The organism is Rhodopila sp., from assembly GCF_965277165.1.
In the GTDB taxonomy this organism is placed as follows: Bacteria; Pseudomonadota; Alphaproteobacteria; order Acetobacterales; family Acetobacteraceae; genus Rhodopila.
Genome location: NZ_CBDICE010000006.1, coordinates 1,066,122 through 1,082,444, shown reverse-complemented (window position 1 = coordinate 1,082,444; position 16,323 = coordinate 1,066,122). Strand labels below are relative to the sequence as shown.

Here is a 16,323-nt window from a genome sequence, read left to right as displayed (position 1 = left end):
TGGCTGCGACGCGGTACCGCACGGCTAACCTGAGCCGGTGATTGATATCGACGACATCCGCGCGCGCTGGCAGTTGGCGGCCCCGTTTCTCGACGAGCGTGGACGGCGCTTGTTCGCCGCCAATGAAGCGCTGGCCCAAGGGCTCGGCGGCGTCACCGCAACCGCGCGAGGGTCGGGGCTGGCGCACAGTACGATCAACCGTGGCATGCGCGAGCTTCGGTCTGCGCGCAACGATATCGATCGGCGGGTGCGCCGTCCGGGCGCCGGGCGTAAGCCTGCGGTGGCGCATCAGCCTGGCCTGCCGGCAGCGTTGGAAGCGCTAATCGAGTCGGCGATCCGCGGTGATCCGGGTTCGCCGTTGCGCTGGGTCAGCCGCAGTCAGCGTCACCTGGTCAAGGCGCTCGCCGAGCAGGGGTTCAAGGCCAGCCAGCGCGTCGTCGCCAATCTGCTGCGGGAGCTGAACTACAGCTGTCAGGCCAACAGCAAGACCCGAGAAGGCGGTAAGCACCCTGACCGGGATGCGCCACCGTGAAGGCCGCGACCAACGCCGGCGAGCCGGCGATCTCGGTCGACACCAAGAAGAAGGAACTGGTCGGCGACTTCAAGAACAACGGCCGCGAACTGCGTCCCAAGGGCCAGCCGGAGGCGGTGCGGGTGCACGATTTCAAGATCCCCGCGTTGGGCAAGGTCGCCCCCTACGGCGTGTATGACATCGCGGCCAATCATGGCTGGGTCAGCGTCGGTGTTGATGCCGATACCGGGGCATTTGCCGTCGAGAGTATCCGGCGCTGGTGGTACAAGCTTGGCCAAACGCGCTATCCCAATGCCAAATGCCTAACGATCACCGCCGACTGCGGCGGCAGCAACGGGCCGCAAGTCAAGCTATGGAAGCGCGAGTTGCAGCGCTTCGCCGATCAGACCGGTCTGACGGTGACGGTGGCTCACTTGCCGCCTGGCACAAGCAAATGGAACAAAATCGAACACCGCCTGTTCGCCTTCATCACCACGAACTGGCGCGGCAAGCCGCTGGTCAGCCATCAGGTGATTGTTCAGCTGATCGGATCGACAACAACCGAAACTGGCCTCAAGGTCTGCTGCGAGATCGACGGAAACCTCTACCCAAAGGCAATCAAGATCACGCACAAGGAAATGCAGGCGATCAACATCACCCGCGATGAGTTCCATGGCGAATGGAACTACACCATAGCACCCACCCAACGACCGCCTTGAAGCACTTATTATTCCGCAGGCCCTTAGTCGAAGATGCGGCCGAAATTGAATATCACCGAATCGGCGGTGAAATTGCTGCCGTCATGGAATTTCGCGCCCTGGCGGACATCGCAGATCCAGCGCAGCGGGGTTGGTCTCATCAATGCGCCAGGCGGTGAACCGGGGGTGATGTCGGTCGGCTTGTCGGTGTGGGTAAAGTCCCAGTTCACCAGAGAATTGTAGGCCGGATAGCCTGAGCAAGCGAAAACCCTCGCCGCCGTTGTTTGGGATGCCATGCGTGGTCGGCAGGTCGGCCGCGGTCATGCAGATACGCAACACCTGCGGGCTGGCCGCGTGCCCCGGATCGCAGGCAACGTTGCGACCCCGGCCGCGCCAGCCAGAAGGTCGCGTCTCGAAACTGTCAAGCCGCACTCCGTTGCCCGCAGCCGCATCACGGATCGAACCACCCAGCGGGCCGGCCCGTCCTGATCGGTCGCGATTACCCAAGGCCTATGCCACGGCAGCTTCCGATGCGATCGCGGCCGCGCGCTTCTGCCCAATCAGATCGATCAGCGCGGCTGACTCGATAACATCGCAGAACGTGTAGCTCATCGCCGACAACGTGGCATTATGCTCGTGGTCAGTGAAAGTCGCAGTGCCATCGGCCACGAAGAACACTTTGTAGTTCAGCATCATGGCATCGCGAGCGGTCGACTCGCAGCAGACCTGGGACGCGGTTCCGGTAATGATAAGTGTATCGACGTCACGCCGCTGCAGGATCGCATGCAGATCCGACGAACCGGCCACGAACGCGCCGAACCGGCGCTTCTGGACCCTCAGATCCTCGACCCGCACGTCGAGAGCCGGCCACAGCGCATGGCCCTCGGCACCCGGGGTGAAGGCCTCGATCATGCGCTGGCGACGTGATGCCGAGCAGAAGTGGTCGAAGTAGGTCGACCAGGTGCGGACCGCCTCGGCGTCGAACGTGTTCTGGATGTATACCACGAGTCCGCCCGCGGCCCGCACCGCCTCGCTGATCCGATTGACCGCCGGCACGATGGCACGCGCTTCGGCGATTTCGGCGACCGCTCCAGGTGCCATGAAACCGTTCTGCAGATCGACCACGACATGGGCAGTGCGCTTAGACTCAAGGCGGTCAAACACCCGCAAGCCGCCCCGGCGCTGAGCAACCCGTTCAATAACCGAGGGATCAATGACGCTGTTGTGCATAATCCACTCCATTTATGCCTAGTGATTGATCACAATTCCCATTCAAACGCTAGTCGTGCGACGGAATTTATGCAACCGCATAAAAATCATCCAATCCCGCTCTGGACAGCACCGCGCGGTGTGCTACGACCGGAGTTGTTGCAACGCAACATAGGCTCAGCGCACAATTTTGCCGCATGACGTCCGTTTCGTAGTCGAACGTAGTTTCCCTTGGCATCCGGAGAAAAACCGACCGCATGCTCGTGTTCGCCATTCGCCGCCTGCTCCAGGCCATTCCCGTCCTGTTCGGGGTTTCGCTGGTCGTGTTTGGACTGGTGCACATCGTGCCAGGCAATCCGATCGACATGCTGATGCCGCCCGAGGCCTCGCCCGAGGTGATCGCCCAGATGAAGGCCGCGTTCGCCTTCGATAAGCCGCTTTACATGCAGTATCTGCTCTGGCTGCTGCGCGCGTTGCACGGTGCTTTCGGGCTGCCGGTTTTCAACGCCACGCCAATCTGGGGTCAACTTGTCGTTGCACTAAAAAATACCTTGGTTCTCGCCATCCCCGCCGCCGTACTAGGTTTCTCGCTCGGTATCCTGTTCGGCATGCTCTCGGCAATGTACTATGGCCGCTGGCCGGACAAACTGTTTTCCTCGATCGCCACCATTGGCGTGTCGTTGTCGCATTATTGGTGCGCCATCGTCCTGGTGGTGTTCTGCGCAGTGCTGCACGAATGGCTGCCGGCCCAGGGCATGTGCGAAGGCGCTAATGGGATTGCTGCCCGCTTACGCCGGGATATCGGGAGAGGTCTGGCTGAACGGAGAGGAGATCCTCGGGCTGCCGGCCGCTGCGCTGGCCAAGCTGCGCGGGGGCGCAGTGTCGATGATCTTTCAGGAGCCGATAGCGGCACTCGATCCCGTCTATACGATTGGCGAACAGATCGCCGAAACCATTGTGCAGCACGAAGGCTGCGACAGCGGGACCGCGATGAAGCGCGCGCTGGGGTTGCTGGAACAGGTCAGGATCCCCTCACCGGAACGGCGGCTGAAGAATGTTCCGCATGAGATGTCGGGCGGCATGCGGCAGCGGGCGATGATCGCGCTGGCGCTCGCGCGCAAGCCCAGCGTGCTGCTGGCGGACGAGCCGACCACGGCCCTGGATGTTACGGTCCAGATCCTGTTTCTGCTGCGGCAGTTGCAGCAGCAACTTGGCATGGCGATCGTCTTCGTCACCCATGATGTGTCAATGCAAAGTAGAGATGTCCCCTGACTCCCCAAAGTTAAAATGTCCCCTGTGGGCTGGGCGGGGGGTGGGCACCGGTCAAGCGTTAGTCCAATCGCGGTGTTGGAGCGGTGGGTAAGTGGCCCGCTGGAGTGATCGTTCAGAATCGGGCGCAAGCGGGCCACTTATCCACGGCTGCGGCGGCTGTTACGCGGGCTGTACTCACCCCGGGACGGTTTCAACCGCGGCGTTGGGGATGTGCCGCGCAGCGATCATTGCGTCGATCCGGGCATCGATGGTCTTGCCGTCCACCGCCGGGGCGGGCATGGCATAGCGGGCATAGGCCGTTACCGGCAGGATCCGGTCTTTGTAATGCACCCTCAGCGCACCGTCGGGAAAGTGATGCAGCGTCACCTTCGCGCCGCGCAGCGCGGTGCCAGGCCCGGGTGTCTTGACGCAATACATCGTCCCGCCGGAGCGGAAGGTCAGCGCCTTCGACAGCACCCGCTGCTCGCGCCGTGCCAGTTCGTCGTCCAACGCTTGCGCGGTCTTCGTCCACGGCCGGTGCGCCGAAGCCGGGTCGCGCGGCGGCACCGCAAACTTTGCGTTGAAGCGCGCCATGAACGCCGGCGCGAAGCCATTCGCCGCCTCGATCGAGCCAATGCCGGCCAAACGCATCTCCTTGACCAGCCGGTCCTGCAGGGTCTGGTTGGCGCGCTCGACACGACCCTTGGCCTGCGGGGTCAGCGCATGGATCGGCTCGATCCCAAGCCGATCCGCCACCCGTCCGAACTCGGTCTTGCCGTCGCCGCTCGTGGCGTCCTTAGCGTTGATCCGGAAGATGCCGTGCCGGTCGGAGTAGAACGCCAGCGGCCGGCCATGGTCCAGCACGTGGCCGCGCAGCGCCGCCAGATAGGCCGCCGTCGTCTCCGCCGGGGCGAAGCGTAGCGCGGTCAGCCGGCCGCTGGCGTCGTCGATGAACACGATCAGCGCACAGCGCGGCCCGCGCCGCTCGAACCAGTGGTGCGCACTGCCGTCGATCTGGATCAACTCGCCAAACCGCGGACGCCGCTGGCGGAGCTGAAACACCCGCCTGGCCCGGCGGCGCTTGGGCCGCCACAGGCCAAGGCCGATCTGCATCTGGCGGATCGTCTCTGCCGAAACGACGATCCCGTCCAACTCCAGCAGCTTCTCCGCCGCCAGCGTCGCGCCGAAGTCGGGGTATTTGTCCCTCAGCAGCGTCGCGATACGACCGCGCAGCGCCGCCGACATCCGGTTGTTCGATGGCCGGCCGCGCTGATGCGAAACCAGACCCGCGTCGCCCTCAGTCTTCGCCTTACGCACCAAGCGCTTGAATTGGCGGACACTGAGGCCAACGCGCTCCGCTGCTTCAGCCTGGCCCAACCGACATTCGATCGACTGGCGCACCCAATAGGCGCGATCGCGCTCCGCCTGCGTCATCCACAACCCCGTCTCGGCCATTGCGTCCCCAAGCATGCGCAAAAGGGGACATTCTAACTTTGGACGGAGGGGACATTCCTACTTGGGGCTAACATCGTCACCCATGATGTCGGCGCGGCGGCAGAGATTTCCGACCGGATCGCGGTGATGTATGCCGGTCGTTTCGTCGAGACCGGCACCACCCGCCAGCTGATGCGCAGCTCAATGCAACCATATACACAGGGTCTGCTGTCCTCGACCGTGCATGACGGCATGAGGGGACGGGCGCTGGAGGCGATTTCCGGCAGTCCGCCGAATCTCGCGGCGCTGCCGCCGGGGTGTCCCTTAGCGCCGCGCTGCCGTTACGCCATCGATGCGTGTCGACAAGGCGAGATCCCGGTCGTGACGACGCAAGCCTGCGCGATGGCTCGCTGCGTGCGGGTGAAGCAAGGGGTCGAAGTATAAAAGTCGGCGGGGCTGGCCGGGAGAAAGCGGGCGTGACACAACCGTCGGGGACGCGGCGATTTGGGGAAGATGGAATGGACAAACAGGAATTCAGCTTTCTGGTGGACCGCAGCGGACTGCGGCTCAGCCAGGCGCAAAAATCGGCGTTGTTCGCCGCCTACCCGATGTTTCAGGCGATGGTCGAACGCGCTACCCCGCCGATGCCGCGCGAAGCCGAACCCTCGGTGGTTTTCACGCCGGAGGTGAAATGATGGCGCTGTTCCCATCAATCGCGGAGGCCGCCAGGCTGATCGCGGCGAAACAGCTTTCGCCGGTCGAACTAACCCGTATCTGCCTCGACCGGATCAGCAAACTCGATGGGACGCTGCACAGCTTCCTGCTGGTCACCGAGGACCGCGCGATGGCCGATGCCCGCGCGGCGGAAAATCGCATGATGTCGGGTGCGCTAAAGGGAAAGCTGGACGGCATCCCGATCGGCCACAAGGACATCTACAACACCGCCGGCATTCGGACCACGGGTCATTCCAAGCTGCTGGAGCACAACGTGCCAACCGAGGATTCGGTGGTGGTCAGCAAATGGGCCGAGGCCGGTTCGGTGCTGATGGGCAAGCTCGCCACCCATGAATTCGCCATTGGCGGGCCGTCGTTCGACCTGCCCTGGCCGCCGGCGCGCAATCCCTGGAATTCAGATCATTTTACTTCCGGATCGTCCTCCGGCACCGGCGCCGCGGTCGCCGCGGGATTGGTGCTGGGGGGCACCGGGTCCGACACCGGTGGATCGATCCGCGGCCCGGCGGCGTTGTGCGGTCTGGCGGGCATCAAGCCGACCTATGGGCTGTGCAGCCGGCGCGGCGTGCTGCCGTTGTCGCAGACGCTTGACCATACTGGGCCGCTGGCCTGGACGGTGCAGGACTGCGCGCTGCTGCTGCAGGCGATGGCCGGGCATGATCCGCTCGACCCGGCCAGTGCCGACCGGCCGGTGGCCGATTTCGGCGCCGAGTTGGACACCGGCGTGAAGGGTCTGCGCATCGGCGTGATTCGCCACTTCCACGAGGTCGACAACCCGGTCAGTCCGGCGACGAAACGCGGCATCGAGGACGCCATCGGCCTGTTCCGCGGCCAGGGTGCCGAAATCCGCGATGTCACGGTTTCGCCGATGATGGACTACAACGCGCCCGGCTGGGTGATCCTGACGGCGGAGGCCTACGCGATACACGAACCATGGCTGAAGGAGCGCTTCGACGACTATGGCGAGCTGATGCGGGATCGCTTGGCGTTCGGTGCCCTCATGGGCGCCTCGGACTATGTCCAGTCGTTGCGCCGACGGCGGGTGCTGTGCCTGCAGATGCGCGAGGCGATGGCCGACCTCGACATCCTGATCACCGCGTCGGCGCCGTCGGAGGCGCCGAAAATCACCGAAGTGCCGAAATGGGCTATGTTCGAGCGCCCGAATTTCACCATGCCGTTTAACCTGACCGGTCTGCCGGCGCTGAGCGTCTGCACCGGCTACGGCGAAGGCGGCCTGCCGGTCAGCATGCAGATCGTCGGCAAGCCATTCGCCGAGGCCACCGTGTTTCGCGCCGGCCATGCCTATGAGCAAGCGAACACCTGGCGAAGCAAGCGACCGGCAATGTCCAACGCCCTGGCGACCTGAGGGGCGGCCGCGGTGAGCGATGCCAAATTCGAGGCGCGGATGAAGGCAACCGGGCTGCGCCCAAAGCCCGAAGACCTGCCGATGCTGGAAGCACTGGTGAAAGACCTCGATCGCGCCGCCGCCGCGCTGCGCGGTTTGCGGCCCTACGCCCAGGAGCCACTGAGCGCGTTCCGGCTGAGGCCGGAATGGCGCGCCGAACGTAGCCGATCTTAGGACCCGCCGAGAAATTATCGAATCGCAGCGACTTTAAGAACGCAGGAATAGAATCGCGAATTTGCTGGCTGCGACGCGGTACCGCACGGCTAACCTGAGCCGGTGATTGATATCGACGACATCCGCGCGCGCTGGCAGTTGGCGGCCCCGTTTCTCGACGAGCGTGGACGGCGCTTGTTCGCCGCCAATGAAGCGCTGGCCCAAGGGCTCGGCGGCGTCACCGCAACCGCGCGAGGGTCGGGGCTGGCGCGCAGTACGATCAACCGTGGCATGCGCGAGCTTCGGTCTGCGCGCAACGATATCGATCGGCGGGTGCGCCGTCCGGGCGCCGGGCGTAAGCCTGCGGTGGCGCATCAGCCTGGCCTGCCGGCAGCGTTGGAAGCGCTAATCGAGTCGGCGATCCGCGGTGATCCGGGTTCGCCGTTGCGCTGGGTCAGCCGCAGTCAGCGTCACCTGGTCAAGGCGCTCGCCGAGCAGGGGTTCAAGGCCAGCCAGCGCGTCGTCGCCAATCTGCTGCGGGAGCTGAACTACAGCTGTCAGGCCAACAGCAAGACCCGAGAAGGCGGTAAGCACCCTGACCGGGATGCGCAGTTCGCCCACATCAACGCCACCGTGAAGGCCGCGACCAACGCCGGCGAGCCGGCGATCTCGGTCGACACCAAGAAGAAGGAACTGGTCGGCGACTTCAAGAACAACGGCCGCGAACTGCGTCCCAAGGGCCAGCCGGAGGCGGTGCGGGTGCACGATTTCAAGATCCCCGCGTTGGGCAAGGTCGCCCCCTACGGCGTGTATGACATCGCGGCCAATCATGGCTGGGTCAGCGTCGGTGTTGATGCCGATACCGGGGCATTTGCCGTCGAGAGTATCCGGCGCTGGTGGTACAAGCTTGGCCAAACGCGCTATCCCAATGCCAAATGCCTAACGATCACCGCCGACTGCGGCGGCAGCAACGGGCCGCAAGTCAAGCTATGGAAGCGCGAGTTGCAGCGCTTCGCCGATCAGACCGGTCTGACGGTGACGGTGGCTCACTTGCCGCCTGGCACAAGCAAATGGAACAAAATCGAACACCGCCTGTTCGCCTTCATCACCACGAGGCGCGGCAAGCCACTGGTCAGCCATCAGGTGATTGTTCAGCTGATCGGATCGACAACAACCGAAACTGGCCTCAAGGTCTGCTGCGAGATCGACGGAAACCTCTACCCAAAGGCAATCAAGATCACGCACAAGGAAATGCAGGCGATCAACATCACCCGCGATGAGTTCCATGGCGAATGGAACTACACCATAGCACCCACCCAACGACCGCCTTGAAGCACTTATTATTCCGCAGGCCCTTAGCCTGCGAGGATCGCCTGACAGGCGGACGGCAACGGCGGTGGCCGATAGGGTTCGGACGGCTTGGCCGGCGCATTCAACTGATCGAACCACCACTGCAACGTCGGGCCGCAGCCGTCCCCTCGCGGCGGCGGCGGTGCCTGCGCGCAATCGGCCTGGCCCGCCGGGCAGCGGAACCGGATGTGCATATGCGCAGCGTGACCGTACCAGGGCCGGATCAGATGCAGCCAGCTGCGGTCACCGCTCACCTGGCGGCAAAGCTGCTGCTTGATCGCCGGGTTGACCAGGATGCGGTCAACCTCGGGCAGACCGGCGGCAATGTGCAGTAGCGAAACGACCGCGGGCGACCACGCGGCCGGGTCGACGTCGCGCCCATCCGGGCGGACCATGCTGCGCAGCACGACGGATTCGCGGTCGGACGCCGACAATGGCGGCCGCGGCCGCATGTCCAGACCGACATCCACGTCCAGCCCGATTTGATGACTGACATGGCCGCCCGGCAGCGGGCCGCCGCGGGCGCGAGAGATATCCTCGATCAGCAGCGTGGGCAGCCCGGCGGCTTCGGCCTCCCGCCCGAACAATCGCAGGTCGGCAATGGTCTGTGGCGCACCCCAGAACGCGCTGCGATCCAGATGAATGGTTTGAAACCCGGCGCCCTGCGGCGGAAGGCTGACCGCGCCGGCGATGCAGCCGCCGGTACTGGGACCGCCAATGATGTGCAACGGCCCCGGAGCCGGCAATGCGGCGGAAGCCAATGGGGGAACCGCCGAAATCGGAATCGGCGTTGTGGGGGAAACCGGATGCGCCGCTGTCGTAACCGCCAGCGACGTCAGCAGGGCAGTAACACGCGGAAGCCTCAAAACCTGCGCTCGTAAATCGTGATGACGTCACCGGGTTGAATGAAACTTTGCCGCATGGCCTTGCCCTCGACTGCAACGCCGCCGCTGGTTCGCACGATGGAAGCATAATCCTGGATCGCGCGGTAGGTGAAGCCGCCGGCCACCGCAGCAGCGGTCACCATGGTCATGCCGGGCTGGTAAGGGTACTGGCCGGGCTTGCTGACCTCACCCAGCACGAAAATCGGCCGATAGGTGGTGATCTCGACCGACACCGAAGGCGCGGTGTACAGGTTGGCTTTGACCAAGGCATCCCTGACCTCGACTGCCAGCGAGTCGGGCGTCAATCCGGCGGCATGCATGCTGCCCAGCATGGGCAACGCGATCTCGCCGCTGTCGCTGACCCGAAATTCGCCGGTCAAACTGTCGTCACCCACGGTGATCAGCCGCACCACATCGCCCGACCCCAGCCGATACGCGCCGGGGTCGGGCGATGGAAGCTCCGCCAGGCGGCCGCCCGGAGCACAGGCCGTGGCGAGCACACAGAGCAGCAAACACAATAGCGGTCGCACGATGCGGGAAACCCTGTTTTAGGGTTGCACTCAGAGCGCCGGATTTCCGGCCGGCAACACATACGATCCGGTTCGCTAATATTTGGTTAACGCCGCTCCGCCGATTTGTCCTCGCCCATCTGCGCGGCACGATGCGGCAAATCCTGCCGCTATTAGCGAAATCTTAAGCATTAACGGCCTACGAAGGTGTTCTCGCTCAACCCGCCGCGGAAAAAAGTTCCGGGGCGCGACCAAAAGGCCGAACCAGGCGGATGCTCGACAGGCCCGCGGACATCTCGGGGACGACGCCGCTTCCCGATCCGGGGTCACGGCGCTCGGACCGACAGCGCGGATCGTCGCAGGACGGTCTGCCCGGATTTCTCGCGGCGCTGCGCCAGCGGCGCATGACGTTTCTTGCCACCATCGTATTGATACCGCTTTGTGCCTGGTTGACGCTGCGCCAGATCACCCCGCTATACACCGCCACCGGCGAGCTAATCTATGAACCGAGTGAATACAAGGTGCGGGAATTGCAAAGCATCCTGCGCGCCGATCCGACCACCGAGGCGATGATGGCCAGCCAGGCGGAAATCCTGCAAAGCCTGCACATCGCCCAGCGCGTGGCAGAGCGCGGCAACCTGTTCAAAAACCCCGAATTCAACACCGCGCTGCGTCCGCCCGGCACGCTTTCGCGTGCGATCAGCACCACAGTAACAAACCTGCGCTGGCTGCTGGGCATGGAGATCGACGCTCCGCCGGACCAGCCGGTGTATGGCCCGGCTCCCGACCAAACGCGGGACCGCACCATGCAGGCGGTGCAGGACGCTCTGCACGCCGCTCCGGTCCGGATGTCTCATGTGCTGGAGGTCACCTTCGCCGCCAGCGACCCGACAGTTGCTGCCACCGCAGTCAACAACGCGATGGACGTCTACATCAAGGAGCAATACGCCGCCAAACACCGGGCCGTGGAAAGTGCGACGAACCTGTTGGAGCGGCAAGCCGGCGAATTGCGTCGCCAGGTACGCCAGGTTGAAGAGCGGATGTCGGCCTACCGCGGCGAACACGCGCTGAGCCAGGGCATGCACGCCGGGACCGAGAACGAGCAGATCACCAACCTGGCCGAGGATCTGGCCAAGGCCCAAGCCGAGCTGGCCGCCGCCAACGCTCGCCTCGATGCGGCGCGCGGAAAGGTTGGGGCGGAGGCACAGGCGGCGATCGCGCCATCGGTGGCGGCGTTGCGTGCGCAGCAAGACCAACTCGCGGGGCAGATCAAGGCGCAGCAGGCGCGGCTGGGTAGCGCACATCCAGAAGCGCAAAGCCTGCAGCGGCAGTTCAGTGACGGGCAGCGCGCGCTGAACAGTGAAATCGCTCGCGTGGTGGCGGCGACGCATGCCGAACAGCACGCTGCGACGCAACGCGTGGCCGCGCTCGAGGATGTGCTGGCACGGGCGAAAATTGCGGCGGAGAATGCAGCTCGGGCGGAAATCCCGCTGAACGCGATGAACCGCGATCTGGAGGCGGCGCGGGGTCAGTTGCAGGCGGTGCTGGACCGGATAGAGCAAACCGCGCAGCAGGCCACGATCGAATCCTCGGAAGCACACGAGATCTCGCAGGCGATCCCGCCGGACCGTCCCACTTCGCCGCGGATGATGCAGACCATGGCCGTCTCGATCGCCGGCTCGGTTTTCGTCGGCCTGGTGCTGGTTCACATCCTTCAGCTTGCCGACGGAACGTTGCGCAGCGGCGATCAGATCAGGCTGCTGACCGGTCTGCCTTGCCTGGCGCTGATCCCCGAGGTGGGTCGGCGCGCGCTGGGGCATTTGAAGGTCTACGACTATGTTGTGCGCAGGCCGCTGACCTCGTTCGCCGAACAGGTGCGCTTCCTGCGCGCCGGGGTATCGCTCGACGTCGATCGCCCCCGTATCGTGACCGTTACGGGCGCCCGTTCGGCGGAAGGAAAATCGCTGATCAGCATCGCGCTCGGCCGGTCCGCCCGACTGGACGGGGAGCGCGTGCTGGCGATCGAGTGCGATGTCCGCCAGCCGACGTTTCAGCAGCGATTGCAGGGCGAGGCTGGCGCCATGCCCAGGTCACGCGGCGCGGCCCCGCTGGGGCTGACCGACGTGCTGCGCGGCGAGACCGACTGGCGCGAGGCGTTGCAGACCGATCCGATGACCGGGATGCGGTTCATCACCGCCGGAAGACCCGGCGCCGACATACTGGGCCTGTTCCTGTCCGACGCGATGAAGCAACTGCTGGCCGAGGCGCGCGCCGACTACGACCTGATCCTGCTCGACGCGCCGCCGATCGAGGCGATGACCGAGACCCGGGTGGCCGCCGCGCTGGCCGACGCCACGCTGGTGTGCGTGCGCTGGCGATCGACCAGGGAGAGTATCCTGCTGCACGCGCTGGAGGTGTTGGGCGATGCCCACGCCACGGTCATCGGAACCGTTCTGACAAGGGTCGATCCGCGCGTCCATCTCCGTTCCGGATACGCCGACGCGGGGGTATATCACCGTCGCTACAAAGCGTACTTCCGGGAGTAGTTGTTGATGACGCAGCGTTTCCTTGTCACCGGCGGGGCCGGGTATGTGGGCAGCCATCTGGTCGCCGCTCTGCTGGATCGAGGCGACGAGGTCACCGTGATAGACAACCTGCGCACCGGCCATCGCGCGGCGGTGCCTGCGGCGGCGCGGCTGGTGGTGGCCGACCTCGCCGATGCCGCGAAGGTCGACGCGGCGCTGGGCGGCGAGAAATGGGACGCCGTATTTCATTTCGCATCGCTGTCGCAGGTTGGGGAAAGCATGCGCATGCCGATGCGCTATCTGCTGGACAACGCGGCCAACGGCATCCGGCTGATCGATGCCTGCGTGCGCCATGGCGTGGGGCGGTTCGTGCTATCCTCGACCGCGGCGCTGTTCAACCTCGACACCGCCGAACCGATCGCCGAGGACGCGCCGATCGATCCACAATCGGCCTATGGCGACAGCAAATGGATGATCGAGCGGGCGCTGCGCTGGGCGGGTCAGGTGCATGGGCTGCGCGCCGCCTGCCTGCGCTATTTCAACGCCGCCGGTGCTGATCCGGCCGGGCGTCTGGGTGAGGACCATCGGCCGGAATCGCACCTGATCCCTCTGGTGATCGATGCCGCGCTGCGCCGCCGCGCCGCGCTGGACGTATTCGGCGACGACTACAAGACGATCGACGGCACCTGCGTGCGCGATTACGTGCATGTCTCGGACCTGGCCACGGCGCATCTGCTGGCGCTGGAGGCATTGGCGCATGACCCGGTGGTGTGGAATCTGGGCAACGGTGCCGGCCATTCGGTCAGGCAGGTGATCGCTTCGGTCGAGCGGGTCTCCAGGCTGGACGTGCCGTATCAGGTGGTTGGCCGACGGCCGGGCGACGCGGCGGTGCTGGTGGCGTCCTCCCAGCGTGCGCGGCAAGCCGGCTGGCGGCCGATGCACGAAGACCTGGACGATATCGTCGCAACCGCCTTCGCTTGGCGTCAATCGCACCCGGATGGCTATGGCAACTGATCGGGCCGGGCTCTGGGCGGTGCCGGCGGCGGCCGCCACGCTGTTGTGGCCGGCGCTGTGGAACGGCTATCCGATCGTGTTCGCCGACACCGGGACATACTTGTCCCAGGCGATCGAGCACTATGCCGGCTGGGACCGGCCGATATTTTACTCGCTGTTCATGCTGCCGTTGCACGCCACCATCAGCGTCTGGCCGGTGATCGTGGCGCAGGCGCTGTTAGCCGCCTGGGTGCTGTGGCTGGTCGCCGGCGCGCTGGGGCGCGTCTCGGGGATCGCCTTCGTCGCCGGCCTCGGCTTGCTATCGGCCTGCACGTGGCTGCCGTGGCTGGTCTGCCAACTGATGCCGGACCTGTTCACGGCGCTTCTGGTGCTGGTGATCTGGTTGCTGGCCTGGGTTCCGGAACGGCTGTCGCCGCGCCAGCAAGTCGGTGTGGCGGGATTGGCCGGGTTCATGATCGCCACGCAGATTTCCAGCTTGCCCTTGGCGTGTGTGCTTTTGGCGCTGGGCGCGATCGCCAGTCGCGCGAGGTCGTGGCGGCTGCGACCGGCCAGCGAGGCGTTCGGAAGCGGTTCGGCGCCGCCGCGTCTTTCAGCCGCCCGCTGCTGGCTGCTGATCGTACTGCCCCCGGCGTTGGCCGTGCTCGGCCTGTGCGGGGTCAATCTCGCCGCGCACAAGCGGTTTGCGATCTCGCCTTTCGGCAACGTGTTCCTGTTGGCGCGGGTAATCTACGACGGCCCCGGAACGGCCGCCCTGCGCCGGGACTGCCCGGCCCGGCAGTGGGGTCTGTGCCGCTTCCTCGACCGCTTCCCGGCTAACTCCGACGACTTCCTGTGGACCGCGGACAGTCCGCTCCGCCTGGCCGGGGGCCCGAAGATCGTGTCCCGCGAGGCCGGGGCTATCATCACTGCCGCGCTACTGGCCGATCCAGTGGGCGAGGCACGGGCGGCGCTTGGCAACGGGCTGGAGCAACTCACCCGGTTCGCCAGCGGGGATGGCCTGAACGCCTGGCCTGCCCAGGTGTCGCCGGTGATCGAGCGGCATTTCCCACCGCGTGAGCAGGCCGAATATGCCGCCGCGCGGCAACAATCAGGTAGCTTGGAGGTTCGGCCTGCACTCGCTTTCCTGCACCGGGTTGCTGGACTGAGCGGGATCTTGTGCTGTGCGCTGTTGCTTCCGGTCGCGATAAGACGGCGCGCCGCTTGCGCCGGTTTGCTGCTGACCGTGCTGGTCGCCCTGCCTCTGAGCGCGATGATCACCGGCAGCCTGTCGGCGCCGCACGATCGTTACCAGGCCCGCATCATGTGGCTGCCGCCGTTCGTCGCAGCGCTTTCAACGCTGTGCTTGCGCCCCCAGATCTCGCTGCGCCCGCGGCTCCCATCGCGCAGGCCGGCATGAGGCGCAACGCCTTCTGGTCGGGCCTCGAAGCGGGGGTTTCCGCCATCCTGTCGCTGATTACTTCGTTCGCGGTTGCCCGCATCGTCGGTCCGACCGAGTTTGGCATCGGCGCGGCGGCAACGGCGGTGCATGTCGTGCTTTGGGTGGTGGTCAACGCGCTGTTCGCCGACGCCCTGGTACAGCGGGCCGCCATCAACGACCGCATCCTGTCGAGCGCGTTCTGGGCGTCGAGCGGCGTCGGGTGCATCGCCATGTTGTTGCAGGCAGCCTCCGGCTGGGGCCTTGCCGCCCTGCTGGACGATGATCGATTGATCCCGATGGCGCTAGTGCTGGCCGCGCCGCTGCCGCTGGTCGGCGCCGCGGGCGTTATGCAGGGGTTGCTGACGCGCGAACGGGCCTATCAACGCCTCGCGCTGAGGACACTGATCGGCCAGGGCCTGGGGACGGCAGTCGGCGCCGTGGCCGCGCTCGCCGGGGCTGGCGGCTGGGCGCTGGTATGCCAACAGGCCGTCACCAGCAGCGTTGGCGCGCTTTCCCTGCTGATCGGGCGGAACTGGACGCCCGCCCGCTGCCTGGACTGGGGGGCGGTACGCTCCCTGCTGGGCGTCGGAGGACCGCTGACCGCATCCACGCTAGTGTTGATCGGGCGCTACCGTCTGTTCGCGGTGCTGATCGGCGCAACCGGAGGTGCCGCCGTGCTGGGGCAGGTACACATCGCATTCCGCCTGGTCGATAGCGTGCGCGAGCTGACATTCACCGCGCTGTGGCGGCTGATGCTGCCGGCGCTGTCGGAACATCAGCGTGACCGGAAAGCTTTACTGACACAGGTCGATCGCTGGCTGCGCTGGTGCGCGGCGGCGGTGTTTCCGCTGTGCGCGCTGTTGGCGATCATGTTGACCCAGATGGTGGCGCTGCTGATGGGTCCGCGCTGGATCGCCACCGGACAGGCGGCGCTGCCGCTGGTCGGCCTGATGGCGTGGTCGACGCTGTCATTTCCTTCCGGCGTGGCGCTGATCGCGGCCGGGCAGGCTCGGTTCACGCTATACGCCAACCTCGCTGGCATGGCCGCGAGCGCGGGCGGCGTGCTGCTGTTTCGCCCGACCGACCCGTGGCAAGCGGTGATGATCTGGACGCTCAGTCAGGTCTTGGTCAGCCCATACAGCCTCTGGGTCAACGCCCGGGCGCTGGGGGTCAACATGATCCGGCCGCTGACCGGCGGCTTGGGATGCCGCGTGGCTGTGTAGCGGCGCGG

The 16,323-nt window shown here is 65.5% G+C and carries 16 protein-coding genes and 1 pseudogene; 12 read left to right on the top strand and 5 right to left on the bottom strand.

From position 1 onward, the window contains the following. The first annotated feature begins 37 nt into the window (after window positions 1–37). Window positions 38–1,230 (top strand): ISAzo13 family transposase gene (locus ACQY4Y_RS16965; RefSeq protein WP_428491776.1). Its coding sequence is split into 2 segments (ribosomal slippage): window positions 38–527 and window positions 527–1,230, totalling 1,194 coding nucleotides; the frame shifts between segments, so codons are not numbered across the junction. Window positions 1,231–1,253: 23 nt separating this feature from the next. Here the strand turns inward: ACQY4Y_RS16965 and ACQY4Y_RS16960 are convergent. Together ACQY4Y_RS16960 and ACQY4Y_RS16955 are read right to left on the bottom strand one after the other, a co-directional pair. Beyond that, entirely contained in the window at window positions 1,254–1,505 is a 252-nt protein-coding gene (locus ACQY4Y_RS16960; RefSeq protein ID WP_428491775.1) for a hypothetical protein, read from the bottom strand. Between the two features lie 214 nt (window positions 1,506–1,719). Continuing rightward, entirely contained in the window at window positions 1,720–2,439 is a 720-nt protein-coding gene (locus ACQY4Y_RS16955) for a cysteine hydrolase family protein (protein WP_428491774.1), read from the bottom strand. 236 nt (window positions 2,440–2,675) lie between these two features. Between ACQY4Y_RS16955 and ACQY4Y_RS16950 the strand changes: the two are divergent. Both ACQY4Y_RS16950 and ACQY4Y_RS16945 read left to right on the top strand, forming a co-directional pair. Then, a pseudogene (locus tag ACQY4Y_RS16950) lies at window positions 2,676–2,888 on the top strand (ABC transporter permease); the annotation flags it as partial. Between the two features lie 157 nt (window positions 2,889–3,045). After that, a complete protein-coding gene (locus ACQY4Y_RS16945; protein WP_428493657.1) occupies window positions 3,046–3,690 on the top strand; it encodes an ATP-binding cassette domain-containing protein in 645 nt (214 codons plus the stop codon). 174 nt (window positions 3,691–3,864) lie between these two features. Here ACQY4Y_RS16945 and ACQY4Y_RS16940 read toward each other — a convergent pair whose 3' ends face one another. Continuing rightward, window positions 3,865–5,139, bottom strand: coding sequence for an ISNCY family transposase (locus ACQY4Y_RS16940; protein ID WP_428489471.1), 1,275 nt, complete (start codon window positions 5,137–5,139; stop codon window positions 3,865–3,867). Between the two features lie 111 nt (window positions 5,140–5,250). On the opposite strand from ACQY4Y_RS16940, the gene ACQY4Y_RS16935 reads away from it, so the two are divergent. The 5 genes from ACQY4Y_RS16935 (at window position 5,251) to ACQY4Y_RS16915 (ending at window position 8,725) form a co-directional block, all read left to right on the top strand. After that, the gene (locus ACQY4Y_RS16935) at window positions 5,251–5,547 is read left to right on the top strand and encodes an oligopeptide/dipeptide ABC transporter ATP-binding protein (protein ID WP_428491773.1); all 297 of its coding nucleotides are present in this window, start codon (window positions 5,251–5,253) and stop codon (window positions 5,545–5,547) included. Window positions 5,548–5,621: 74 nt separating this feature from the next. Next, complete coding sequence (locus tag ACQY4Y_RS16930; protein WP_428491772.1) at window positions 5,622–5,798, top strand: hypothetical protein; 177 nt, start codon at window positions 5,622–5,624, stop codon at window positions 5,796–5,798. Further along, window positions 5,798–7,201 carry an amidase gene (locus ACQY4Y_RS16925; protein WP_428491771.1) on the top strand — a complete coding sequence of 468 codons (1,404 nt, stop codon included), beginning with the start codon at window positions 5,798–5,800 and terminating at the stop codon, window positions 7,199–7,201. The genes ACQY4Y_RS16930 and ACQY4Y_RS16925 overlap by 1 nt, the downstream gene beginning before the upstream one ends. A gap of 12 nt (window positions 7,202–7,213) precedes the next feature. Then, window positions 7,214–7,414 carry a hypothetical protein gene (locus ACQY4Y_RS16920; protein WP_428491770.1) on the top strand — a complete coding sequence of 67 codons (201 nt, stop codon included), beginning with the start codon at window positions 7,214–7,216 and terminating at the stop codon, window positions 7,412–7,414. Window positions 7,415–7,516: 102 nt separating this feature from the next. Then, window positions 7,517–8,725, top strand: a complete 1,209-nt coding sequence (locus ACQY4Y_RS16915) for an ISAzo13 family transposase (RefSeq protein WP_428491769.1) — start codon at window positions 7,517–7,519, stop codon at window positions 8,723–8,725. Window positions 8,726–8,748: 23 nt separating this feature from the next. On the opposite strand, the gene ACQY4Y_RS16910 is transcribed toward ACQY4Y_RS16915, so the two are convergent. Together ACQY4Y_RS16910 and ACQY4Y_RS16905 are read right to left on the bottom strand one after the other, a co-directional pair. Next, the gene (locus ACQY4Y_RS16910; protein ID WP_428491768.1) at window positions 8,749–9,609 is read right to left on the bottom strand and encodes a penicillin-insensitive murein endopeptidase; all 861 of its coding nucleotides are present in this window, start codon (window positions 9,607–9,609) and stop codon (window positions 8,749–8,751) included. Further along, a complete protein-coding gene (locus ACQY4Y_RS16905) occupies window positions 9,606–10,127 on the bottom strand; it encodes a polysaccharide biosynthesis/export family protein (RefSeq protein ID WP_428493656.1) in 522 nt (173 codons plus the stop codon). Before ACQY4Y_RS16905 ends, ACQY4Y_RS16910 begins: the two co-directional genes overlap by 4 nt. Before the next feature lie 281 nt (window positions 10,128–10,408). Here ACQY4Y_RS16905 and ACQY4Y_RS16900 point away from each other — a divergent pair, with 281 nt between their 5' ends. The 4 genes from ACQY4Y_RS16900 to ACQY4Y_RS16885 are packed head-to-tail and all read left to right on the top strand — an operon-like array spanning window position 10,409 to window position 16,315. Continuing rightward, window positions 10,409–12,682, top strand: coding sequence for a GumC family protein (locus ACQY4Y_RS16900; RefSeq protein ID WP_428491767.1), 2,274 nt, complete (start codon window positions 10,409–10,411; stop codon window positions 12,680–12,682). Between the two features lie 6 nt (window positions 12,683–12,688). Continuing rightward, window positions 12,689–13,675, top strand: coding sequence for a UDP-glucose 4-epimerase GalE (gene galE, locus ACQY4Y_RS16895; RefSeq protein WP_428491766.1), 987 nt, complete (start codon window positions 12,689–12,691; stop codon window positions 13,673–13,675). Continuing rightward, entirely contained in the window at window positions 13,665–15,071 is a 1,407-nt protein-coding gene (locus ACQY4Y_RS16890) for a hypothetical protein (RefSeq protein WP_428491765.1), read from the top strand. Before galE ends, ACQY4Y_RS16890 begins: the two co-directional genes overlap by 11 nt. Further along, window positions 15,068–16,315, top strand: a complete 1,248-nt coding sequence (locus tag ACQY4Y_RS16885) for an oligosaccharide flippase family protein (RefSeq protein ID WP_428491764.1) — start codon at window positions 15,068–15,070, stop codon at window positions 16,313–16,315. The genes ACQY4Y_RS16890 and ACQY4Y_RS16885 overlap by 4 nt, the downstream gene beginning before the upstream one ends. Window positions 16,316–16,323: the final 8 nt, after the last annotated feature.

Coding starts and splice junctions, on each gene's coding strand:
- ACQY4Y_RS16960 (WP_428491775.1), bottom strand. CDS start 1,505: ATGGCATCCCAAACAACGGCGGCGAGGGTTTTCGCTTGCTCAGGCTAT.
- ACQY4Y_RS16955 (WP_428491774.1), bottom strand. CDS start 2,439: ATGCACAACAGCGTCATTGATCCCTCGGTTATTGAACGGGTTGCTCAG.
- ACQY4Y_RS16945 (WP_428493657.1), top strand. CDS start 3,046: ATGGCCGCTGGCCGGACAAACTGTTTTCCTCGATCGCCACCATTGGCG.
- ACQY4Y_RS16940 (WP_428489471.1), bottom strand. CDS start 5,139: ATGCTTGGGGACGCAATGGCCGAGACGGGGTTGTGGATGACGCAGGCG.
- ACQY4Y_RS16935 (WP_428491773.1), top strand. CDS start 5,251: ATGTATGCCGGTCGTTTCGTCGAGACCGGCACCACCCGCCAGCTGATG.
- ACQY4Y_RS16930 (WP_428491772.1), top strand. CDS start 5,622: ATGGACAAACAGGAATTCAGCTTTCTGGTGGACCGCAGCGGACTGCGG.
- ACQY4Y_RS16925 (WP_428491771.1), top strand. CDS start 5,798: ATGGCGCTGTTCCCATCAATCGCGGAGGCCGCCAGGCTGATCGCGGCG.
- ACQY4Y_RS16900 (WP_428491767.1), top strand. CDS start 10,409: ATGCTCGACAGGCCCGCGGACATCTCGGGGACGACGCCGCTTCCCGAT.
- galE (WP_428491766.1), top strand. CDS start 12,689: ATGACGCAGCGTTTCCTTGTCACCGGCGGGGCCGGGTATGTGGGCAGC.
- ACQY4Y_RS16890 (WP_428491765.1), top strand. CDS start 13,665: ATGGCAACTGATCGGGCCGGGCTCTGGGCGGTGCCGGCGGCGGCCGCC.
- ACQY4Y_RS16885 (WP_428491764.1), top strand. CDS start 15,068: ATGAGGCGCAACGCCTTCTGGTCGGGCCTCGAAGCGGGGGTTTCCGCC.